General features: G+C 69.7%; 1 protein-coding gene (running past one end of the window). It reads left to right on the top strand.

Translation table 11 applies throughout. The features are described from left to right. Positions 1-26,109: the 5' portion of a non-ribosomal peptide synthase/polyketide synthase gene (locus tag TBIF_RS17960; RefSeq protein WP_235174856.1), read on the top strand. Its footprint extends 7,758 nt past the window's final position; 26,109 of the gene's 33,867 nt are visible here — the first part of the coding sequence; it begins with the start codon at positions 1-3; its stop codon lies off the right edge, out of view.

A 26,109-nucleotide genomic window follows, 5' to 3' on the forward strand; every position in this document is an offset into this window, starting at 1 on the left:
GTGGGTGGCTATCAAGCTGACGGATCGACAGACCGGGAAGGTTCGGCCAGGCGGGTTCCGCCCAACGCTTTCCCGTTGTCCAACGCGCAACTGGGCATGTGGCTGTCGCAGCAGCTGAGCCCAGGCGTGCCCATCAACATGGCGCAGTATGTCGAGCTCGACGGCCACATCGATTTGGCGTTGTTCGAGAAGGCCCTGATTGTCGTGGGCAAGGAGCTCGGCTCCGGCTACTTGAGGCTCATCGACGTTGATGGCACTCCGTATCAGCTCGTGGACCGCTCCATCGATGATTCGTTGATCCTGGTGGATTTTTCTGCTGAAGAAGACCCCTCCGCCGCGGCTCAGCACTGGATGCGTGAGGAGTACTCACGCCCGTTGGATCTGCTCGTGGACCGACTGGTCGTGTGCGCGATGCTCAAGCTCGGTCCGGACCGCCACTACTGGTACGCCCGTATCCACCACGTGGCGCTCGACGGCACCGGCTCGATGACTCTGATGACGCGCACCGCAGCGGTGTACACGGAACTCCTCGCGGGACGCACGCTGGCGCCGGTGTCGGTCGATGGACTCGTCGATATCACGGATTCCGAGACGCGGTATCGCAACTCTCCACGATTCGAGAAGGATCGCGCGTACTGGCACGCAATCGCCAAGGATCTCCCCGAGCCGACGACTCTGGCATTGCGGCAGGCTCCGGTCCAGGCGCTGAACCGAGTCTCGAGCGCCGCGCTGTCGGATAAGGCCGTCAGCCTGATGTCCGACCACAGCGCCAACACTGGCCAGTCCTTCGCGCCGACCACGATCGCGGCCTTCGCGGCCTACCTCTCGAGGATGGGCGGAAGCCGACAGATCTCGCTGAGCCTGCCGGTTTCGGCGCGGACTACGGCCAGCATGCGCCGATCTGGTGGGATGATCTCCAATGTGGTGCCGCTGTGCGTGGATGTCGCGCCGGACATCACGGTAGAGGCGCTGGTCAACAGCGTCCAGGTCCAGCTTGTCGGCGCTCTGCGTCACCAGCAGTATCGGGCTGAGGACATTCGCCATGATGGTGGCGGCTGGGGTGGCCAGCGGGCGTTCTTCGGGCCGCTGATCAACATCATGATGGGCCTGGGAAACCTTCAGCTTGGCGATGTGAATGGCCGTCTGAACGTGCTTTCATCTGGTCCTGTCGACGATATGATCGTGAACCTCTATGAGAGCGGTCATGGCAAGAGCAGGACACATATCGACTTCAGCGCCAACCCGGAGCGGTATACAGACGACGAGCTGGACAGCCACCATCGCCGGTTCACAGAGTTCTTCGAGGTGTTTGTCGGTGCCGGCCCACAGGCCCTGGTCTCCTCCCTGGACGTGGTGTCGGCGGTGGAGCGGGACACGGTCCTAGCGGAGTTCAACCTGTCCGCGGCCGAGTTCCCGGCGAAGACCGTCGTTGAGCTGTTCGACGATCAGGTGGCGGCGACACCCGACGCGCCGGCGCTGAGTTTTGGCGACGAGACGCTGACGTACCGCGAGTTCGACGAGCGGGTTAACAGCTTGGCGCGCTATCTCCGTGACGTTGGCGTGGGGCCCGAGGCTCGCGTCGGAATTGTGCTGTCTCGATCGATAGACCTGCTTGTCGGCATCTACGCGATCCTGAAGGCGGGCGGCGCCTATATTCCGCTCGATCCAGAGCATCCGGCCGACCGGAGCCGCTACGTTCTTGACTCGGCGCAGGCGCGGTGCGTCCTCACGCGGTCACGCGACAGCTCGCCCGGTGACTGGCCAGGACATAATGTGGTCGATCTGGACTCGATCGACCTCTCCACGTTCGACAGTTCGCCGGTCACCGACGCGGACCGGCTGTCCCCCCTCCGTCCGGCGAACACCGCCTACCTGATCTACACCTCCGGGTCGACGGGTGAGCCCAAGGGCGTGGCGGTGACGCACGCCGCCATCTCGAACCAAGTGCAGTGGTTGGCCGCGGAGTACGGTTTCGGACCTGCGGACACCGTGCTGCAGAAGACCCCGGTGACGTTCGACGTCTCACTGTGGGAGCTATTCGTGCCGTTGACCACGGGCGGTGCCCTGGCGATTGCAGAGCCCGGCGGCCACCGTGACCCTGAGTACCTCGCCCGGGCCATCGCTGCGCACTCCGTCACCGCTATCTCCTTCGTGCCGTCGATGCTGGCGGCATTCCTCGGCAGCGCCCCCGCCGCGCCGTGCGATTCTCTCCGGCTGGTCTTCTCGGCCGGCGAGGCGCTACAGGAGGCCACCGTCGATCGTTTCGCGCGGTTCGGCTACGGCATGCTGCACAACTTGTACGGTCCGACGGAGGCCGCGGTCCACTCGACCGCCTGGCCCGTCGCACCCGGCGACCACGGCTCCGTGCCCATCGGCGCTCCAGTTGCCAACACCAAGACCTATGTGCTGGACAGCCGCCTGCAGCCGGTGTCCGTCGGCGTCAGGGGAGAGCTCTATCTCGCGGGCGACCAGCTGGCCCGCGGATATGAGGGGCGCACGGATCTGACCGCGGAATGCTTCGTCGCCAATCCCTTTGGCGCTCCGGGCGAGCGGATGTATCGCACCGGCGACCTCGTCCGCTGGCGTGCAGACGGTGCGCTGGAGTACATCGGACGCGCGGACTTCCAGGTCAAGGTTCGCGGCTATCGCATTGAGCTCGGAGAGATCGAGGCGGCACTGGTGCGCGCGGAGCAGGTGCGGCAGGCCGTGGCTGTGGTGCACGAGTCCGCGACCGGCTCCAAGTTGGTCGCGTACGTGACCTTGGACGCGGGAACCACTGCAGAGCCCGCCGCAATTGCGAACAGCACCGCGTCGTCGTTGCCCAGCTATATGGTTCCGGACCTGGTCGTGATCGTCGATGAGTTCCCTGTGGGCGCGGCCGGCAAGCTCGACCGTAGCCAGTTGCCGGAGCCCGATTTCTCGTTCGACACTGTTGAGTTCCGGGAAGCGGAGTCTCCCATCGAGGAGATTCTCACGACGGTGTTCCAGGAGTTGCTCGGCATCGAGAGCATCGGTGTCGATGACTCGTTCTTCGCTCTCGGTGGTGACAGCATCGTCGCGATCCAACTTGTCTCGCGCGCGAAGCTCGCCGGCATCGTGTTCCAGGCCCGCGACGTGTTTGAGTGCCGGACCGTCGCGAAGCTCGCGCAGGTCGCGACGCTGGCCGACGCCGGCGGCATCGTGGTGCCAGACGAGCTGCCCGGCGGCGGGGTGGGCGCGATGGAGCCCTCGCCGATCATGCAGTCATTTTTCGAGCGGGCCGGCGGCAAATCGCGATACAGCCAGGCCATCATGGTCACCGCGCCCCTGGGCGCCGACAGCGCGCTGCTGGCGCCAGTGGCCGCCGCTGTGGTCGACCATCATGACGCCCTGCGGCTCTCCGAGGTAGGCGGCCAGCTCGAGGTCCTTCCCGCTGGCTCGGTAGACCCCGCGGCGCTGGTCACCGAGGTGCATACAGCTGCCGCGTTTGACAGCGCGGAGTTCCGTCGACTGGCGGCTGAGAACCTGAGCGCCGCCTCGTCGAGGTTGAACCCAGCGGCAGGCCTGATGGTTCAGTTTGTGCTGTTCTTCGACCCAGCTCAGGCAGCTTTGGGCCGTGAGGGCCGGTTGCTGATCGTCGCGCACCATCTGTCTGTCGACGGGGTTTCTTGGCGAATCATCCTGCCGGACCTGGCGATGGCGTGGGGCACGCTGATGGCGGGGGAGGAGCTCTCTCTCGCCCCGGTCGGCACCTCGGCGCGCAGGTGGATGGCCGAGCTCAAGGACGTCGCACAGTCCCCGTCGGTGGTGGCGGAGCTGCCGCACTGGCGCGAGACCCTGGACGGTCCTGATCCGATGCTCGGCACACGCGCTCTCGACGCTGCCGTGGACGTGGCAGAGCGTGTCCGCCAGGTCCAGGTAGAGATGACGCCCGAGGTGACCAGGGCGCTCTTGACCACTGTGCCGGAGGCTTTTCACGGCAATGTCAACGACGGCCTGCTCACGGGGCTCGCGATGGCGGTCGCGCGGTGGCGCCAGTCGCGGGGCGTGGGCGAGTCCTCGGTGCTGGTATCGCTGGAGGGCCACGGGCGGGAGGAGTCATTGCTCCCCGGTGCGGACCTGACGCGGACCGTGGGTTGGTTCACCACGGTGTTCCCCGTCCGCCTGGATCTGGCTGGCGTGGACGTGGACGACGCGTTCGCGGGTGGCGCTGCCGCTGGCTCCGCCATCAAGGCGGTCAAGGAGATGCTGCTCCGCGTCCCATCGCGCGGCATCGGCTACGGGCTGCTGCGGCACCTCAATGAGGAGACCTCGCGTGAACTCGCGGCCTTGCCCGCGCCGCAGATCGTTTTCAACTACCTGGGGCGGGTCGTGGCGGGCGAGATCCCCGCAGAGGTGCGCCGGGCCGGGTGGGTCCCGGATAAGGAGCTCGCGGACCTGACCGGGGCGAAGGACCCGGACATGACCATCGCCACGGCGCTGGAGATCAACGCGATATCTTCGGAGGGCGAGGACGGCGAACGCCTCACCGCGACCTTCGACTTCCCGACTGGCGTCCTGGACGAGGGCGATGTCGAAGAGCTTGCGCAACTGTGGGCACAGGCCCTTGCGGCCCTCGCCGAACATGCCGCGCGGCCGGGCTCGGGCGGGCTCACGCCGTCGGATGTCCCGCTCGTCTCCGTTACCCAGTCACAGCTGGAGTGCTGGGAACGCGCATACCCGGCGATGCAGGACGCGTGGTCGCTGACTCCGCTGCAGGAGGGCCTGTTCTTCCACGCGCTGCTGGCCGAGCAAGCCGTCGATATCTACACGGCGCAGGTGGAGCTCGAGCTGCGCGGAGCCGTGGACGAGGACCGGATGCGCGCGGCCTGCCAGGCTTTGATCGACCGACACGCGAACTTGCGCACAGCATTCCGGCAGGGCTCGGACGGTTCGGCGGTCCAGGTGGTCCTAGACGCCGCAGAAGCCCCGTGGCGGGCAGTGGACTTGACCGTCGGGGAGACATTCGACGCCGATCGCGCCGAGGAGGAGTGCCAGCGCCTGCTCTTAGCCGACCGCGAGGCCAGGTTCGACATGACCGCGCCGCCACTGGTGCGTTTCCTGCTGGTGAAGGTGTCCGCGGACCGCTACCGGTTGGCCGTCACCAACCACCACATCCTCTTGGACGGCTGGTCGACGCCGCTGCTCGTGCGTGATCTGCTGGTGCTCTATGCGACGGGCGGGGCCACGGCCGAGTTGCCTCGAGTGCGTCCGTACCACGATTTCCTCAAGTGGCTCTCGACGCGGGACTCCGCGGAGTCGTTGGCCGCGTGGGTCACCGCGCTGCAGAGTGTCGAGGATCCGACGATGCTGTCCCCGAGCACTGGGGGATCCGGCAAAGCGACGGACTCCGAAGAGCTCGAATTCGAACTGTCGCCGAAAGTTGAATCGGGTCTGATCCGGGTCGCACGCAATCTCGGCGTCACGCCGAACACCGCGGTCCAAGCGGTGTGGGGCATCCTCCTGGGCAGGCAGACCAACCAGACGGACGTGGTGTTCGGCGCGACGGTGTCAGGCCGCCCGCCGGCGCTGAACGGGATTGAGTCGATGCTCGGGCTGTTCATCAACACCGTGCCGGTGCGGGTGCGGCTCGATGAGGACGAGACGTTCGCAGACCTGCTCAGCCGGGTCCAGATCGAACAGGCTGATCTGCTCGACCACCACCAGGTCGGACTGGTGGACATCCAGCGCGAGCTGGGTCTGGGGCAGCTGTTTGACACCCTTACCGTGTTCGAGTCCTACCCCATTGACCGCGGCGGGCTGACCGCGGACACCGATATCGCCGGAATGCACCTCGATGATGTCCGCGTGCATGACGCGTCCCACTATCCGCTGACGTTGGTGGCGCTGCAGGACCCGACGCTGCACTTCAAGTTGAAGTATCTGCCCGCGATCATTGAACGGGCCGAGGTGGAGAACCTTGCCGCCCAGATGGTCCGAATCATCGAGTCTGTGGTGAAGAACTCGAAGGCGCCCATCGGGGAGTTGGAGATCCTGAGCGCGGAGGACGTGGCGCGGCTGGCTCCCGTCCGCGGTCTGCCGGCTGAGGTCCACGACTTGGAGTTCTTCGCCGCGATGGCCGCCCGGAATCCGCAGGGGACAGCTGTCTCTTTCGCGGGCGAGAAGCTCACCTACGCCGAGCTCGACGCGTGCTCCAACCGTCTCGCCCGGCTGCTGATCTCGCGTGGTGTCGGCCCCGAGACATTTGTGGCGCTGGGCATGACGCGCTCCATCCACTCCGTTGTCGGGATGTGGGCAGTGCTCAAGGCCGGCGGTGCGTTCGTGCCCGTCGACCCGAACTATCCCGCGGACCGCGTCGCGCACATGCTCACGGACTCCGGAGCCGCGCTTGGCTTGACTGTCGGCGTCGAGCGGCGGCTGCTGCCCGACGAGGGCACCCACTGGCTGATCGTCGACGGGTTCGAGCTGGCGACCGAGCTGGCCGGGCATGCGGACACCCCCGTCGCCGCGGCGGAGCGGTTGGGCCGCACCCGTGTGGACAGCGCCGCTTACGTGATCTACACATCGGGGTCCACGGGCGCCCCGAAGGGCGTCGTGGTCACCCGCACCGGCCTGGCGAACTTTGCCATCGAGCAGCGCGAGCGCTACGGCATCACCGCGGACTCGCACGTGCTGCACGTGGCGTCGCCGAGTTTCGACGCGTCGGTGCTGGAGTACACGATGGCGTTCGGCAGCGGTGCGACGCTGGTCATCAGCCCCCCGACCGTCTACGGCGGCGAGGAACTGCACGAGCTGATCCTCGAGGAGGGCGTCACGCACGCCTTCATCACGCCGTCGGCTCTGGCCTCGGTCGAGCCCGCCGGGCTCGACGTCCTCCAGCACCTCGTGGTCGGCGGCGAGGCGGTGCCCGCGGAGATCGCGAACCGCTGGGCTCCCGGCCGCAACCTGTACAACGGCTACGGGCCGACAGAGACCACGATCATGATCGCCATCAGCGACCCGATGACGGCGGGCCAGCCGATCAGCATCGGCGGCCCGGTGCGCGGCGCAGAGCTCATCGTGCTCGATGAGCGCCTGCGCGTGGTGCCGGTCGGGGGGGTCGGCGAGCTCTACGCGGCCGGTGCCGGGCTTGCCCGTGGCTACCACGACCGTCCCGAGCTCAACGCGGAGCGGTTCGTCGCGAACCCGTACGGCGAGCCCGGCGACCGGATGTACCGAACTGGCGACCTGGTGCGCTGGAACGAGGACCTCACACTCGAGTATCTGGGCCGGTCGGATTCGCAGGTCAAGGTCCGAGGCTTCCGCATCGAGCTCGGCGAGATCGACGCGGCGCTCACGGCGCACCCCGCTGTCGACTTCGCGGCCACGATCGGCCACGAGGGCCACGACGGCCAGACCCAACTGGTGGCGTACGTGCGGGCTGTCCCGGGCCGATCTGTGGACGCCACGGAGCTTAAGGCGTTCGTCGGCGAGTCGCTGGCCGCGTACATGGTGCCCGCGTCGATCATGCTGGTGAACGCGGTACCGCTCACCCCCGTCGGCAAGCTTGACCGCCGCGCGCTGCCTGATCCTGTGTTCTCGTCGGGCCACACCACGTTCGTGGCGCCGGACTCCTCCGTAGAGGAGATTATCGCCGATGTGTTCGCCGAGGTCCTCGCGATTGCTCGGGTCGGTGTCACTGACAGCTTCTTCGACCTCGGCGGCGATTCCCTCGTCGCCACGAAAGTCGTCGTCCGGATCAACTCCGCGCTGAAGTCCGCGATCACGGTCCGCGACCTATTCGAGGCGCCCACGGTGCGCAAGCTCGCCGCCCGCGTCGCGACTTTCGCGGCGGGCGGGGCGCGACCAGCGCTGGTCGCCCGTCCGCGCCCCACGGTGCTGCCGCTATCGCTGGCACAGCAGAGCATGTGGCTGGCCAACCGCTTCGACGTCGACTCGGCGGCGTACAACATCCCACTTGCCGTGCACCTGACCGGCGAATTGGACATCGCGGCGATGTCTAGCGCCGTGGAGGATGTGCTGGAGCGGCATGAGTCGCTGCGGACGGTGTTCCCCGACTCCGCCAACGGACCGTTCCAACAGATCGTGCCGGCGGCCAACGTCGACTGGGATCTGACGCCAGTGGACGTGGCGGCAGACGAGATCCTGCGCGTCCTCGAGGAGTTCGCCTCCGAGGGCTTCGACGTCACCACCGCCCCGCCGGTCCGGATTAGGCTCCATCGGTTCGTGAATGATGAGGTTGACGGTGACCAGTTCGTACTGGTGATGGTGGTGCACCACATCGCGGCCGACGGCGCCTCGCTGCTACCGCTGGTCCGCGATGTGATGGCGGCGTACATCGCGCGGTCCACGGGCTCCGCGCCCAACTGGCAGCCCCTCGAGGTGCAATACGCGGACTTCGCCCTATGGCAGCAGGACTTCCTCGGTAGCCCCGCGGATTCGGCATCGGTGGCCGGGAAGCAGCTTGCGCACTGGTCGAAGACCCTCGCGGGGGCGCCGGCGCTGCTGGGCCTGCCGACGGACCGGCCCCGCCCTGAGCGCCGCTCGCGCGCGGGTGGCCATGTGCCGTTCATCCTCAACGCCAGGCAGCATGAGACGCTCTCGGCGCTGGCCCGCAAGCACGACGGTTCACTATTCATGGTGGTCCACGCGGCCCTCGCCGTGCTGCTGTCCCGCCTCAGCGGCGACGACGACATCGTGGTCGGCACCCCGACTTTCGGCCGTGGCGAACGCGCGCTCGACGATCTGGTCGGCATGCTCGTCAACACCCTCGCGCTGCGCACCGGCGTCGACGCCAACGCCACGTTCAACGAGTTGCTGTCCACGGTGCGGGAAGCAGACCTGGCGGCCTTTGGCAACGCGGATGTGCCGTTCGAGACGCTGGTGCAGGAGCTGCGGGTGCCCCGCGCCACGTCGCACTCGCCGCTGTTCCAGGTCATGTTGGCATTCCAGAACAACCAGCAGGCAACGCTGGAACTGCCGGGGCTAACGGTCAATGTGTTGACCGACATGGTGGAGGCGTCGAAGTTCGACCTGACCTTCACCCTCAGCGAGCAGTTGCCGGGCCACGGCGATCCGGAGGAGCTTGCCGGCACGCTCAGCTACACGGCCGACATCTTCGATCGGGCGAGCGCCGAGCGACTCGTCGAGCGGTACCTCCTGATCATCGATGAGATTTGCGCGGACCCGGATGTCGTCGTCGGCGATATCGAGATTCGCTCTGAAGCAGAAAGAGGCGCTTTGACCCCTGCCCGTCGCCAGCGAGTGATGACCGTGCGAGAACTGCCGCAGCTATTGGCCGCGGCGGCGGAGTCGGATCCCGATGCGGTGGCCGTCTCACATGACGGAATGCAGGTGACCTATCGGGAATTCGACGAGCGGCTGCGAATGCTGCACAGCTCGCTTTCCGAGCGCGGCATGGACGACCAGGCAATCGTCTCCGTGGTGCTGTCCGGCCTGGTGCCGACCATCATGATGGCGCCGCCGTCGGCCGACGGCTCCGACGGCTTCGGCGCGATCCTGGACCAGGTCATCGCCGACGCACACGCGCTGGTCGGGGACATCGAGATCGTCGTGCCCGTGGCACCGGTGGCCGAGGCGGCCTCGTCTGATGACGCCGCGCCGGCAGACGGTTGGCCGCTGGCGAGCGCCGTGGCGCTGTGGCAGGGCCAGGTCGCGGACGGGCCCGAGCGGGAAGTGGTCGTCGCCGACGGCGTCCGGCTGGGCCGACGCGAGCTGAACGCCCGCGCGAACCAACTCGCGCGCGAGCTGCGGGAGCGCGGGGCGGGACCGGACTCGGTCGTCGCGCTAGTGGTGCCGCGCGGGGTCGACTGGGTGGTGGGCATGCTCGCCGCGTGGAAGGCCGGCGCGGCGTACTGTCCGATCGACCCGGACTGGCCGCTGGAGCGGATCGTCGATCTGGTGGAGACGCTGTCCGCGGCCGTCGTGGTCGCCAACCGCGTCTGGGCCGCGGCGGCAGCGGCCCCGTTTGAGGTGCTCAACCTGGACGCGGCGGCGACTCGCGAGCTGCTGGCCGCGCACGACGCGACAGATCTGCCGGAGCAGTGGACGGCGCCGTCGGCTGGGGACCGGCTTGCCTATGTCATCACCACGTCCGGCTCGACGGGCAAGCCGAAGCCGACCATGGTGCCAATGCGCGGCGTGTCCAACACCTTCCAGTGGTACCGGCGCTCGCTCGCGTTCGAGGCGGGCACCGGCGTGCTCGTCGCGAACTCGCCGCTGTTCGACCAGACGCAGAAGAACATCTGGACGACGCTGTCCTACGGCGGCGTCCTGCACCTCGCGGAGAGCGGCTTCGAGCCGAACTCGATCCTCGGGATCATCGGCACGGGCGAGGTCGCGATCGCGAACATGGCACCCAGCGTGTTCGAGGTGCTCGCTGACCTCGACCAGGACCGCGTCATCCCCAACCTCGAGTGGGTCGTGCTCGGGGGCGAGCAAATCCAGGATGCGACGTGCGCGCCGCTGATCGGCACGCAGACGCGGCTGCTCAACACCTACGGTCCCACGGAGTGCTCGGACACGACCTCGGAGTTTGAGGTCGCACTCTCCTCGGACGGACATTCCTCCGACGGCCCGGTTCCCATCGGCGCGGCCTTCGAGGGCGTCGACTATCACGTCTTGGACTCGCGTCTTCGGCCTGTCCCCGTCGGTGTGACGGGTGAGCTGTATATCGGCGGGATCGTCGTGGGCCGTGGCTACGGTGGCATGGCGGGGCTCACAGCCGCCAGCTTCGTGGCGGACCCGTTTGGGCCCGCGGGTGCACGCATGTATGCCACCGGCGACCTGGTCCGGGAACGGTCCGACGGTGAGCTGGTGTTCGTCGGCCGCTCGGATTTCCAGGTGAAGATCCGCGGCATGCGCATCGAGCTCGGTGAGATCGAGTCGGCGCTCACGTCCACGTGCGACGTGTTGCAGGCGGTCGTCGTGCTGCACGAGGACGAGGCGGGCCAGCACCTGGTCGCGTACATCACCACAGTGGCCGGCGCTGCGCTGAGCACCGACGATGTGCTCGCCGCGCTGGCGGAGACGCTGCCGTCGCACATGGTCCCTGACCTATTGATGGTCCTCGACGAGATGCCGTTGACCACGAGCGGCAAGATCAATCGCAACACCCTGCCCGCGCCTGAGTTCACGGCGCGCGCCGAGGAGTATGTGGCCCCGCGTGACGAGCGCGAGCGCCTGCTGGTGGAGATCTTCGCCGACGTGCTCGGCGTCGACCGGATCGGCGTCACCACCTCGTTCTTCGATCTGGGCGGAAACTCGCTCAGCGCGGCCAGGGTCGCGGCGCGGGCCAGTGCGGCGCTCGGCGTTGAGATCAGCTTGCGGGATCTATTCGAGGCGCCGTCCGTGGCGGAGCTTGCGGCTTTCTCGCGCGGCGACGCGGTGGCAAGTGTCATCGCCCGCCCGGCGCTGGCAGCGGTCTCGCCGCGCCCAGAGCCGCTCCCGCTCTCGCTCGCGCAGCAGCGGATGTGGCTGCTCAACCGCTATGACCCGGAGTCACCCGCGTACAACATCCCGCTGGCGGTGCGCTTCGCCGGCGACTTGGACTCGGACGCGATGGCTGCGGCGCTGACCGATGTCGTGGCCCGGCAGGAGTCGCTGCGCACGGTGTTCCCCGTGTCGCTGAACGGCACGGCGGGCGGCACACAGGTGATCGTGCCGATCGAGGATATCGACCTGGGCCTTACTCCGGTCTCGGTGGACGAGTCCGACCTCACCGACACGCTGTTGGAGATCGGTGGCCGTGGCTTCGACGTCACGACCGCGGTCCCGGTCCGCGCGCGCCTGCTGCGCCTGAGCCCCACCGACCACATGCTGGTACTGGTGCTGCACCACATTGTCGCGGACGGCGGCTCCGCGATGCCGCTGGCCCGAGACGTGATGACCGCGTACACCGCTCGCAAGCGCGGGGCGTCCCCGCAGTGGGCGCCGCTTGAGGTCCAGTACGCGGACTACGCGCTGTGGCAGCGGGACGTCTTGGGCGTGGAAGATGACCCAGACTCGTTGGGCGCCAAGCAGATCGAGTACTGGAAGCAGACTCTCGAGGGGGTCTCCGAGCCGCTCGCGCTCCCGATGGACCGCCCGCGGCCGCGGACCCGGGCGATGCGGGGCGCGTCGGTCCGCTTCGACCTGGACGCGCAGACGCACGCCGCAGTGGTCGAGCTGGCCCAGGCGAATAACGTGTCGGTGTTCATGGCGCTGCAGGCGGCGCTGGCGGCGCTGCTCGCCCGGGTCTCGGGCACCGACGACGTGGTGCTCGGGGTGGCGGTCGCCGGGCGCGGCGAGCAGGCCCTCGAGGACCTGGTCGGCATGTTCGTCAACACCCTGGTGCTGCGCAGCCGCGTCGCCCCGGAGATGAGCTTCGCGGACCTGCTCAGCCAGGTGCGTGAGACCGACCTGGCCGCGTTCAGCAACTCGGACGTCCCATTCGAGCGGCTGGTCGAGGCGCTGGACCCAGAGCGGTCAACGTCGTATTCGCCGCTGGTCCAGGTCATCATGACGCACCAGCTCGAGGAGGTCTCGGCGATCGAGATCGACGGGCTGACTGTGGCCCCGGCGGCGATCGACGTCGGCGTGGCCAAGTTCGACCTCACCGTCGACCTGTCCGAGCGACGTTCCGACACCGGCGCCCCCGAGGGCCTCGGCGTGCTGATCGGCTACGCGACGGACATCTTCGACGAGCCGACCGTCACGGCGCTCGCGGACCGATACCAGCGGGTGCTCGCGAGCGCGGTCTCGGACGCCTCGGTGGCCGTCGGCCAGATCGACCTGTTCGACGAGTCTGAGCGTGCGAGCCTCGTCCCCGCCCGCGGCGCCGGCGGCCAGAGCCCCGTCGTCCTGGCGGAGATCCTGCGCGCCGCGGTGGCCCAGAACCCGGCCGGCGTGGCGGTGGCCGGCGGCGGCCGAGAGCTCACCTACACCGAGCTGGACGAGCGCTCCAACGCCCTGGCCCGAGTCCTCATCGACCGTGGCGCCGGGCCGGAGACCTTCGTGGCGCTCGGGATGACCCGCTCTATCGAGTCCGTGCTGGGCGTGTGGGCGGTCGCCAAGACCGGCGCCGCGTTTGTGCCGGTGGACCCGAACTACCCCGCGGACCGCGTCGAGCACATGCTTGCCGACTCCGGCGCGGGACTCGGGCTGACCGTCTCGGGCGAGGCCGACAGGCTGCCACAGGGCGTCGACTGGCTGGTGCTGGACGGGCCGGAATGCGTGGCACTGTGCGCGGGCAAGTCGGCCGCCCCGATTACGGACACGGAGCGGCGCGGCGCGGTGACACCGGCGAACGCCGCCTACGTCATCTACACCTCGGGCACCACCGGCAAGCCGAAGGGCGTCGTCGCGACGCACGGCGGGCTGGCGAACGTCGCCGCGGCCCAGCGCCGGGACTACGGCATCACCAAGGACTCGCGGACGCTGCACTTCGCGTCGCCGAGCTTCGACGCGTCCGTCCTGGAGCTGCTGCTGGCGGTCTCTGCCGGCGCGGCCATGCAGATCGCCCCGGCGGAGCTCTACGGCGGACCCGACCTCGCGAGCTTCCTGCGCGAGCGGGCCGTCACGCACGCCTTCATCACCCCGGCCGCGCTGAACTCGGTCGATCCCTCGGGGCTGGAGAGCCTCGAGTCGATCGCCGTCGGCGGCGAGGCGTGGGGCCAGGAGCTGGTGCAGAAGTGGGCGCCCGGGCGCCGGCTGCACAACTGCTACGGCCCGACCGAGACGACGATCATCACCAGCATCGGCGCGCCGCTGCAGGTCGGCGGCCCGCTGACAATGGGCGGCCCGATCGGCGGCATGTCCGCGGTGGTCCTCGACGGCCGCCTGCAGCCCGTCCCGCGCGGCGTCGCGGGAGACCTGTATCTGTCGGGTGGCGGCGTCACCCGCGGCTACCATGGGAACCCGGGGCTCACCTCGGACAAGTTCGTTGCCAACCCGTTCGGCGAGCCCGGCGCACGGATGTACCGCACCGGCGACGTCGTGCGGTGGACCCATGGCGACGAGCTCGAGTACGTCGGCCGCAGCGACTTCCAGGTGAAGGTCCGCGGCTTCCGCATCGAGCTCGGTGAGATCGACAACGTCCTGCGGGACCATCGGTCGATCGAGTTCGCCGCCACGGAGGCGCTCACCGCGCCATCCGGCGAGAAGGTGCTCGTCGCATACCTGCTGCCAGCGGACGGCGCCGAGGGCTCCGGGACAATCGACACCGCGCAGATCGCCCGGCACGTCGGCGAGTTCCTGCCCGGGTACATGGTGCCGTCGTACTTCGTCGTCCTGGGCGAGGTGCCGCTGACGCCGGTTGGCAAGCTCGACCGCCGCGCGCTGCCGGAGCCCGACTACTCGGCGCGCACCGGGGAGTTCCGCGCGCCGGTCACCACGCTGGAGAAGACGATCGCCGCAGAGTTCGCCGCGGTGCTGGGCGTGGAGCAGGTTGGCCTGGACGACTCGTTCTTCGCCCTCGGCGGCAACTCGCTGATCGCCACGAAGGGCATCAGCCGGATCAACGCCGCGACCGGCGCAGACGCGAAGGTCCGCGTGCTGTTCGAGGCGCCCACGGTCGAGGAGCTGGCCCTGCGGCTGGCGCCACTGGTCGGGGCGGGAGCGGCCCGCCCGGCGCTGGTGCCGCAGGAGCGCCCCGAGCGGATCCCGCTCGCGCTGGCGCAGCAACGCATGTGGTTCATCAACCGCCTCGAGCCGGATTCCGCCACCTACAACATCCCGTTGGCGCTACGGCTCTCGGGCGCGCTAGATCTGAGCGCGCTGCGTGCGGCGATGCACGATGTGCTCGCGCGGCACGAGTCGCTGCGCACGGTGTACCCCGACTCCGTGGACGGGCCGGCCCAGCGCATCCTCGCCCCGGGCGAGGTCGACGCGACAGTGGAGCTCGTCCCGGTCTCGGGCGAGGAGGATCTGAATCGTCAGATGCTGGCGTTCGGCTCACGCGGCTTCGACCTGACCGCGGAGCCCGCGGTGCGGGCCGCGATCTTCCAGTCGGCCCCGGCGGAGCACGTGCTGCTGCTCGTGGTGCACCACATCACGGCCGACGGCTCGTCCCTCGCCCCGCTGGGACGAGACCTGATGCTGGCCTACGCCTCCCGGGCGGCGGGCCAGGCCCCGGCCTGGCAGCCGCTCCCGGTGCAGTACGCGGACTTCGCGATCTGGCAGCGCGACCTGCTCGGCTCGGCGGATGACGAGCAATCGCGGTTCTCCCACCAACTCGGCTACTGGCGCGAGGCGCTGGCCGGCCTGCCCGACGTGTTGGAGCTGCCGCTGGACCGCCCGCGCGGCCCCGAGCGGTCCGCCGCCGGCTCCGTCGTCGAGTTCGAGATCGACGCCGATCTCCACGGGGCGATGGCGGCGCTTGCACAGGGCATCAGCGCATCGGAGTTCATGCTCGCCCATGCGGCGTTGTCAGTGCTGCTGGCCCGGCTCAGCGGGGCGAGCGACATCGCGATCAGCACCCCCGTCGCCGGGCGTGGTGACGAGGCCCTTGACGACCTCGTCGGCATGTTCGTCAACACCATGGTGATGCGCACGGACGTCCAGCCGGACGCCACCTTCGCCCAGATCGTGTCCGCGGTGCGTGACAGCGATCTCGCAGGCTTTGACAACGTCGACGTGCCGTTCGAGCAGCTCGTCGACGAGCTGCGGCCGACACGTTCGTCGGCCTACTCGCCACTGGCGCAGGTCATGCTGAGCTTCCAGAATCTCGAGCGGCCCACCGTCGAGCTGGCGGGGCTGACGGTGAGCCCGCTGGACCCGGAGGTGACGACAGCTCAGTCTGACCTCGCGCTGACGCTGGTGGAGAACTTCGACGCCGACGGCGTCCGGTCCGGCATGAGCGGGTACCTGGAGTTCGCCACCGATATCTTCGACCGCGACACCGTCGCGCGGCTGGCCGAGCGGTTCACCCTGGTGCTGGCGGCAGGCGTCGCGGATGCTGACGTCGTGGTCGGCGATATCGACATCCTCACCGACGACGAGAAGTCCACGCAGGGGCAGTCGGCGGCCGCCCCCTCGCTGGCCAGCCAACCGGTTGCGGAGAGCCTGCACTCCCGGCCGTTGCCCGAGCTACTCGACCAGGCCGCAGCCCTGCGGCCGGACGGCATCGCGGTGGCGCGAGGGGACGTCACAGTCACCTACCGCCAGCTGCACGAGAAGTCCACGGAGCTGGCGAAGAGCCTGGCGGCCATGGGCGTCGGCGCGGAGGCGGCGGTCACCGTCGCGCTGTCGACACTGGTGCCGGGGCTGCTCGACGGTGAGGCTGGCGAGCAGTTCGCCACCACGTTCGCCGCGGAGCTTGCCGCGGTCGTCGCGGAGACCTCCGCCGAGGCGGAGATCCCGCCGGCGCTGGGCAGGTTCGCCGCCCAGGTTGCGCGGACCCCGGACGCGACGGCTCTCGTGTTCGAGGGCGAGACGCTGACCTACCGCGAGTTCGACGAGCGGTCGAACCGCCTGGCACGCCTGCTGATTGGCAGGGGAGCGGGCCCGGAGACCAGGGTTGGCGTCGGCATCAGCCGCTCCTTCGATGCCATGGTCGCGATGTACGCGGTGTTCAAGGCTGGCGCGGTCTATGTGCCGCTCGACCCCGAGCACCCGGCCGATCGCACGGCGTATGTCCTGGAGATCGCGGAGCCGGTGTGCGTGTTGACGAGGCGCTCCGAGAACCTGGCATTCCCCGCGGACCTCGACGTGGTGGACCTCGACACCCTGGATTTGGCGGCTGGGGACCCGTCGCCCGTGACCGACGCGGAGCGCGTGCGCCCGCTGCTGGGCGCGCACGAGTGCTACGCGATCTTCACGTCGGGCTCCACGGGCCGGCCGAAGGGCGTCGTGTGCACGTACGACGGTTTTGACAACCAGATGCAGTGGACCATCGACCAGTACAGGTTGACCGCCGACGACCGCATCGTGCAGAAGGCCCCGTACACGTTCGACGTGGCCATGTGGGAGTCCGTCGCGCCGCTGATGGTCGGCGCGCGGATCGTGATCGCCCGGCCCGGCGGGCACCGCGAGCCGGACTACCTGTCCGAGCTGATCCGCCGCGAGCAGATCTCCGTGGTGGAGTTCGTCCCGTCGATGCTGGACCTGTTCATGTCCGGGGAGTACGGGGATGTGCTGTCCTCCGTGCGGTACGTGGTGGCCGGCGGCGAGGCGCTGCCCTCGGAGCTGGTAACCCGGTTCCGGGAGATCAGCGACTCGACCCTCGCCAACACCTACGGGCCGACGGAGTTCACGGTCACGGCGACCTACTCCGAGCTGGACAAGCCCTTCGGGGCGATCGTGCCGATCGGCGTGCCGCTGCTCAACTCCGGCGGCTATGTGCTGGACCCGCGGATGAAAATCGTGCCAAAGGGCGTCGCGGGAGAGCTGTATCTCTCGGGCGTGCAGCTCGCGCGCGGCTATATGGGCCGTGCGGACCTGACCTCGGAGCGGTTCGTGGCCGACCCGTTCGGGACATCCGGTGATCGGATGTACCGCACCGGCGACCTGGTCCGCTGGAACAACCACGATGAGCTGGAGTTCTTGGGCCGCACCGACTTCCAGGTGAAGGTCCGCGGCCTGCGGATCGAGCTCGGCGAGATCGAGTCGGTCCTGCTGGGCCAGGAGTCTGTCTCGCAGGCGGTGGTGACGGTGCACGAGGGGCCCATGGGCCAGCGCATCGTGGGATACGTCGTCCCCAGCGCGGGAACGGTGTTCGACGCCGAGGCGCTGCTCGCCGCATGCGGAGTGGAGCTGCCGGACTACATGGTCCCCGACGTCGTCATGGCGCTGGCGGAGATGCCGCTCAACGCCAACGGCAAGCTGGACCGCAAGGCGCTGCCGGAGCCGGACCTGTCGGTGGTGGAGCGTGACTACCGCGCGCCGGAGAACGAGACGCAGCGCGTGATCGCGGAGATCTTCGCGGCGCTGGTCGGCATCGAGTTGGTCGGCGTCGACGAGTCCTTCTTCGAACTGGGCGGGAACTCGCTGTCCAGCACGCGGGCGGTAGCTCGGATCAACGATGCGCTCGGCGCGGGCCTGACCGTGCGGAACTTCTTCGACGCGCCGACGGCTCTCGACCTCGCCGCTCTCGTCGAGGCGGCCGGGCCCACTGCGGGAGCCGAGCGCCGTCCGCTCGCGCCGCAGGAGCGGCCGGAGCGGATCCCGCTGTCGCTGGCGCAGCGGCGCATGTGGTTCGTCAACCAGTTCGACACTGGCTCCGCGGCGTACAACATGCCGATGGCGGTGCGGCTCAAGGGGGACATCGACCCCGACGCCATCCGCGCCGCGGTCGCTGATGTCACGGGCCGACACGAGTCGCTGCGGACTGTGTTCCCGGACTCGGATGCCGGCCCCAGCCAGGTGATCCTCCCGGTCGAGGCCAGCGTCACCGCCTACGAGCAGGCCACGGTCGCGGACGAGACGGAGCTGGCCGCGCGGCTGGCCGAGCTGGCGACCACCGGCTTCGACGTCAGCGTCGAGGTGCCGGTGCGGGTCGCGCTGTTCGAGGTCGCGCCCGACGACCACGTCCTGATCATGGTGGTCCACCACATCTCGGCGGACGGGGCGTCGATGGCGCCGCTGTTCCGGGATGTCGTCACCGCCTATGTGGCCCGGGCGGCTGGCTTGGCTCCCCAGTGGGAGCCGCTCGCGGTGCAGTACGCGGACTACGCGATCTGGCAGCGAGAGATCCTCGGCGACGAGACGGACCCGGAGTCCCTCGTCGGCCGCCAGATCGAGCACTGGCGCCAGAACCTCACCGGCATGCCGGACCTGTTGGAATTGCCCACCGACCGGCCACGGCAGGCGCAGCAGTCCTTCGCCGGAGACTCGCTCCAGTTTACTGTGCCGGCGCAGACCCACCGGGGCCTCGAGGAGCTGGCCCAGAGCCGCGACGTGAGCATGTTCATGGTGCTCCACGCGGCGCTGGCGGTGCTGCTCGAGCGCCTCAGCGCGCAGGAGGACATCGCCATCGGCACCCCCGTGGCGGGCCGTGGCAGCGAGGCGCTCGACGACCTCGTCGGCATGTTCGTCAACACGCTGGTGCTGCGCACACAGATCGACCCCGACGAGTCCTTCACGGAACTGCTGGCGCAGGTCCGGGACACGGATGTCGACGCGTTTAGCAACTCTGACGTGCCGTTCGAGCGACTGGTCGAGGTGCTCGACGTCCAGCGGTCCACGGCGCACCAGCCGCTGTTCCAGGTGGCGCTGTCCTTCGACAACAACGAGGACGCGACGTTCGCGCTCCCCGGTCTCGAGCTCTCCGTGCTCGAGACCCCGCTGCACGTCTCGAAGTTCGAACTTCAGCTAAGTGTGCGGGAGAGCCACGGGGCAGACGGCTCCGCGGCGGGCATCCTCGCCGACTTCACCTATGCCACCGCCCTTTTCGACAAGTCGACGGCGGAGTCCTTCGGCCGTCGACTGCTGCGAATCCTGGATGCGGTTGTCGCGGATCCGGAGCTCGCGGTCGGCGTGATCGAGATCCTTGATGACGACGAGCGCATCACCCCCGCGGTGCTGCAGAGCATCGGCGCCGCGGACGTGCCCGCGCAGACGCTGCCGCAACTGCTAGATCTGGGAGTGCGGCAGGGCCCCGATGCTGTCGCAGTCACCTGCGCCGGTGTCGACCTGACCTACCGCGAGCTGGACGAGCGCTCGAACCGGCTCGCACGCGTGCTGATCGCGCGCGGCGCCGGTCCGGAGACGGTGGTCGCGCTCGCGCTGCGCCGCTCCCTGGAGTCGATCACCGGGATCTGGGCCATCGCCAAGACTGGCGCGGCCTACATGCCGCTGGACCCGAAGTACCCGCGCGAGCGCGTCGTCGAGATGCTCGAGGACTCCGCGGCCGTGGTCGGGCTGACGGTGCGGGAGCATCACGCGGCGCTGCCGGCCGCCGCCTCGTGGATCGTGCTGGACGACGCCGCCACCGGGCTGGAAATCGCCCGCGCGGACAGCGCCCCGATCGCCGACGCGGACCGGCTGGCGCCAATGGACGTAGACCAGTCCGCGTACGTTATCTACACCTCCGGCTCCACGGGCAAGCCCAAGGGGGTGCTGGTAACGCACCGCGGGCTAGCCAGCCTGTCGGCTGACATCCGCGCGCAGTACGGGGTGGGAAAGAGCTCGCGGGTGCTGCATGTGGCCTCGCCGAGTTTCGACACCTCGGTCGGCGAGCTGCTGGCCGCGTTCACCGCCGGCGCCACCCTGGTGGTCGCCCCGGCGGACGTGTTCGGCGGCGAGGAACTGGCCGAGGTGATCGCCGAGGAACGGGCGACGACGATCGTCCTGACGCCGACCGCGCTGATGACTGTCGACCCCACCGGACTGGACTGCGTCGAGACCGTCATCGTCGGCGGCGATATCTGCCCGCCAGAACTGGTGGCCCGCTGGGCGCCGGCACATACGATGCGCAACGCGTACGGCCCCACCGAGACCACCGTCATCGTCACGATCACGCCGCCGATGGTCGCGGCCGAGCGGGTGACAATCGGCGCCGCGATGAGCGGGGTGTCGGCGATGATCCTCGACTCTCGCCTGCGCCCAGTCCCCAGGGGCGTGCCGGGCGAGCTCTATATCGGCGGGGCCGGGACGGCCCGCGGATACCACGGGCAGCCGGCCCTCACCGCAGACCGTTTTGTGGCGAATCCGTTCACCGACGGCGAGCGGATGTACCGCACCGGCGACGTCGTCCGCAGGGTCACTGATCAGCAGATCGAGTACGTCGGCCGCTCCGACTTCCAGGTGCAGGTGCGCGGCTTCCGCGTCGAGCTCGGCGAGATCGACGCCGTGCTGACGGAGGTGCCGGGCGTGCACTTCGCGGTGACGATCGGGCACGACGACCAGACCGGCCAGACCGCGCTGGTGTCCTACGTGCACGCGGCGGCCGGGCACACGCTCGACACCGCCACGATGACCGCGCACGCCGCCCGGCGCCTGCCCGCGCACATGGTGCCAGCACAGGTGATCTTTCTGGATGAGGTGCCGCTGACCCGGATCGGCAAGCTGGACCGGGACCGCCTGCCCGAGCCGCAGTTCACGTCCACCACCAGGGCGTTCCGCACACCCGCCTCGGGACTGGAGCAGACTGTCGCCGCGGTGTTCGCGGAGATCCTCGAAGTGGACCACGTCGGCGCCGACGACGGCTTCTTCGACCTCGGCGGCAACTCGCTGATCGCCACCCGCGCCATCTCCCGAATCCGCGCCGCCACCGGCACGCGGGTCGGCGTCCGGGACCTGTTTGAGGCGCCAGACGTGGCCACCCTGGCCGCGCGGCTCACGACGCTGGCCAGCGATGTGGACGACAGTCCTGCCCTGCGTGATGTGGTCCGCCCGGACCGGCTGCCGCTGTCGATGGCGCAGTCCCGCATGTGGTTCCTCAACCGCTTCGACCCGGAGTCCTCCGCTTACAACATCCCGCTTGTCGTCCGGCTGCGGGGCACCCTCGACACGGGGGCCCTCGCGGCGGCGATCGGGGATGTCGTCGAGCGGCACGAGACGCTCCGCACGATCTACCCGGACTCCGCGGAGGGCCCGCACCAGGTGATCCTCCCGGCCGACGACGAACGGCTCGGCCAGGTCGCAGTCCCCGTGCCCGTTCCCGTCGACGAGCAGGGCCTGCGGGAGCAGCTGCTCGAGCTGGTCGAGACGAGCTTCGACGTCACGACGGCCGTCCCGGCGCGCCTGCGGCTGTTCACGCTGGGGCCAGACGACGTGGTGCTGGCCGCGGTCATCCACCACGTCTCGACCGACGGCGAGTCGACCGCGCCGTTCGTGCGCGACATCATGATCGCCTACGCCGCGCGCGCCGCCGGCGAGATCCCGACGTTCGCGCCGCTGCCGGTGCAATACGCGGACTACGCGGTGTGGCAGCGCGCGGTGCTCGGCGACGAGGCGGATCCGACGAGCCTGATCTCTGCGCAGATCAAGCACTGGCGCACGGCGCTGTCCGGCCTGCCGGACCTGCTCGAGCTGCCGATCGGCCGCGTGCGTCCGCCCATGCAGACCCTGCGCGGCGGGATCGTCGAGTTCCCGGTGGCCGCCGAGGCGCACGGCCGCCTGGAGGCGTTGGCCAAGCGGCACGGCGTCACCCCGTTCATGGTGGCGCACGCCGCGTTCGCGGTCCTGCTGCACCGCTTGACCGGCGCGGACGACATCGCGGTGGGCACGCCCATCGCCGGTCGCGGGGAGCAGGACCTCGACGGCCTGATCGGCATGTTCGTCAACACCCTCGCGCTGCGCGCCCAGGTGACCGGCGACATGAGCTTCGAGCAGCTGATCGGCGAGGTCCGCGAGCGCGACCTGGCCGCGTTCTCGCATGCGGACGTGCCGTTCGAGCGGCTCGTGGAGGTGCTCAACCCGACCCGTACGACCGCCCACCACCCCATCGTCCAGGTCGGCTTCTCGTTCCAGAACACCACGCGGGCGGAGCTGACGCTCCCGGGCCTAACGGTGACGCCGCTGGAGGCGGGCGGCGAGACCGCCCAGTTCGACCTGCACCTGATCTTGTCCGACGAGCACACCGAGGACGGCGCGGCCGCGGGCATCGCGGGCGTCTTCACGTTCGCCGAGGACCTGTTCGACCGCGCCACGGTGGAGCGCTTCGCGCGGCAGTTCACCACGCTGCTGGACGGCGCGCTCGGCGCGCCCGAGACGGCTGTCGGCGACCTCGAGCTGCTGGGCGCGCTGGAGCAGGCCCACATCGTCGACGGCTGGAACGACACCCGTCACGAGCTGCCCGAGACGACGCTGCCGGCGATGTTCGCGGCGGCCGTCGACCAGGACCCCGCGGCCACGGCCCTGGTGTTCGAGGGGACAGAACTGTCCTACGCGGCCTTCGCCGCGCGGGTCCGGCCCTTCGCCCGCCACCTCATCGGGCTCGGGGTGGGGCCGGAGGTCCGGGTGGGCCTCGCGATCCCACGCTCGGTGGAGCTGCTGGTCGCCATGTACGCGATCGCCGAGGCCGGCGGCGTGTACGTGCCGATAGACCCGGAGCACCCGGCGGAGCGCACGGCCCACGTCCTCGCCAGCGCCGCGCCGATGTGCGTGGTGACCACGACGACGGCCGGCCTCGCGTTGCCCGACGACATGGCCACGGTCCTGCTCGACGAGTGGGAGCCCGCGCCTGGCGATATCGCCGTGGCCGTGCCCGTGGCCGATGCCGAGCGCCGCGCGCCGCTGCGCCCCGAGAACACCGCCTACATCATCTACACCTCCGGCTCGACGGGGCGGCCCAAGGGCGTCGCCGTCCCGCACGCCGCCATCGCCAACCAGTTGCGGTGGAAGCAGGCGCACTACCCGCTGACGGCGGACGACGCCGTCCTGCAGAAGACCCCGGACACCTTCGACCTGTCCGTCTGGGAGTTCTGGTGGGCGCTGACCGCCGGGGCCAGGCTGGTCGTCGCCAAGCCGGGCGGCCACCGCGACCCCGAGTACCTCGCGCAGGTGATGGCGGAGCAGCGGGTCACCACCGCGCACTTCGTCCCGTCCCTGCTCACCGCGTTCATGGCCGTGATCAGTCCCGAGCGGGTCACCGCGCTGCGCCAGGTGCTGTGCATCGGCGAGGCGCTGCCGGTCGAGACCGTCGCGCGGTTCCGGACCTTCAGCACGGCCGCGATCCACAACCTGTACGGGCCGACAGAGGCCGCGGTGAGTGTCACCGCGCACGAGTGCGCGCCGGACGAGACGGGCGTGGTGCCGATCGGCCGCCCCGAGTGGAACACCCGCGCCTACGTCCTCGACGCCAGGCTGCGCCCGGTGCCGGTGGGTGTCACGGGCGAGCTGTATCTCGCGGGCGCGCAGCTGGCGAGGGGCTACTTCGGCAGCGCCGACCAGACCGCCGGCAGCTTCGTCGCCGACCCCTTCCACGGTGTCGGCGAGCGGATGTACCGCACCGGCGACTTGGCGCGCTGGAACGCGGACGGCGAGTTGGAGTACGTGGGCCGCGTCGACTTCCAGGTGAAGATGCGCGGCTTCCGGATCGAGCTCGGCGACATCGAGGCGGCACTGCTCGCCGCGCCCGCCGTGGCCGAGTCCGTGGTGGTGCTGCACCGCGATGAGCATGTCGGCGACCGGTTGGTCGGCTACGTCGTGCCGACGGCCGACGCCGCGATGGCCGGCGCCGCGGTGGACGTCGCCGCAGTGGACATCGAAGAGGTGCTGGACGGCGTGCGTTCACGGCTGCCCGGCTACATGGTGCCGTCCGTCCTGGTGGTGCTGGACGCGCTGCCGCTGAGCGTGAACGGCAAGCTGGACCGGCGTGCGCTGCCCGTGCCCGAGTTCGGCTCCGCGGCAGGCGCTTTCGTCGCCCCCCGCACGCCCCTCGAGGAGGTCGTCGCAGGGATCTTCGCGGACGTGCTCGGCGTCGAGCGCGTCGGCGTCGCCGACAGCTTCTTCGACCTGGGCGGCAACTCGCTCGTCGCCACCAGAGTGGTCGCCCGCGTCAACGCGGCGCTGAGCACCAGCATCGGGGTCCGCGAGTTGTTCGAGGCGCCGACGGTCGGCGCACTGGCGACGCGCGCCGAGCGCGCCGGCACCGGGACCGCCCGCCCGGCGCTGACCGCCCGGGGCGCGGTCGAGCGAATCCCGGTGTCGCCGGCGCAGTCCCGCATGTGGTTCCTCAACCAGTTCGACACCAGCTCCGCGGCCTACAACGTGCCCCTGGCAGTCCGGCTGAGCGGCGACCTCGACGTGTCGGCGCTGCAGAAGGCGCTGGTCGACGTCCTGGAGCGGCATGAGAGCCTGCGGACCGTCTATCCAGACAATGGCCACGGCCCCGAGCAGGTGCTGGTCCCGGTGGCGGAGTTCGCCGACGGGCCGCTGACGGCTGAGGCCGTCGCCGACGAGGCCGAACTCCTGGCCCGCGCGGTCGAGCTGGTCGCCACAGGCTTCGACGTCACGGCCGCGGTGCCGCTGCGGGTGGCGCTGTTCGAGTCCGCGCCGGACGAGCACGTGCTGGTTGTCGTCATCCACCACATCTCCGCGGACGGCGCGTCGATGGCGCCGCTGGCCAAGGACGTGATGATCGCCTACAGCGCCCGCGCCGCGGGCGAGGCGCCCGGCTGGTCGCCGCTGCCCGTCCAGTACGGGGACTTCGCGTTGTGGCAGCGGGTGCTGCTCGGCGAGGAGTCCGATCCGGACTCGCTCGCCGCCCGCCAGGTCGAGTACTGGCGCACCCGGCTCGCGGACCTGCCGGACGTGCTGGAGTTGCCGTCCGACCGCCCGCGGCCGGCGGTGGCGTCGCTGCGCGGCGCGCACCTGGACGTCGAGATCGGCGCGGAGCTGCAGGGCCGCCTGCACCGGCTGGCGCACGCGCACAACTCATCCCTGTTCATGGTGGTGCACGCGGCGTTGGCAGTGGTGCTCGCACGATTGAGCGGCTCCGACGACATCGCGATCGGCGTGGCCATCGAGGGCCGCGGCGAGGCCGCGCTGGACGAGCTGGTCGGCATGTTCGTCAACACGCTGGTGCTGCGGACGGAGGTGGACCGGTCCACCTCGTTCGCCGGCCTGCTGGCGCAGGTGCGCGCCGACGACCTCGGCGCGTTCACCAACACCGACGTGCCGTTCGAGCGGCTCGTGGAGGTCCTGAACCCGGAGCGCTCCACCGCGCACTCGCCGCTGTTCCAGGTCGCCCTCGCGTTCCAAAACAACGAGCGGGCGGAGCTGGAGCTGCCGGGGCTGACGGTCAGCGGGCTGGACACGCCGATCGACACCGCGAAGTTCGACCTGCAGGTGACGGTCGCCGAGTCCTACGACGACCACGGCGCGTCGGCGGGCATGACCGCCGGCCTCACCTACGCCACCGACCTGTTCGACGCGGGCACGGTCCGCGCGCTCGGCGACACGCTGGTGCGGCTGCTCGACGAGATCACCGCGGCCGCCGGCGCCGAGGTCCCTGTCGGCGACCTCGACCTGCTGACCGGGGCACAGTTCTCGGAGCTGGTCCCAGTGCACGGGCAGGGCCCTGTGCCGGCGGCGACGCTGGGGCAGATCCTCGCGACCGCGGCGGCTTCCGCGCCCGGGAACGACGCGGTGGTGGACGGCGACCGGTCGCTCACCTACGCGGAGCTGGACGCACGCTCGAACCAGGTCGCCCGGCAGCTGCTCGACAAGGGCGTCGGCACCGGCGAT

It is taken from the genome of Tomitella biformata AHU 1821, assembly GCF_000524475.1.
Lineage (GTDB): Bacteria > Actinomycetota > Actinomycetes > Mycobacteriales > Mycobacteriaceae > Tomitella > Tomitella biformata.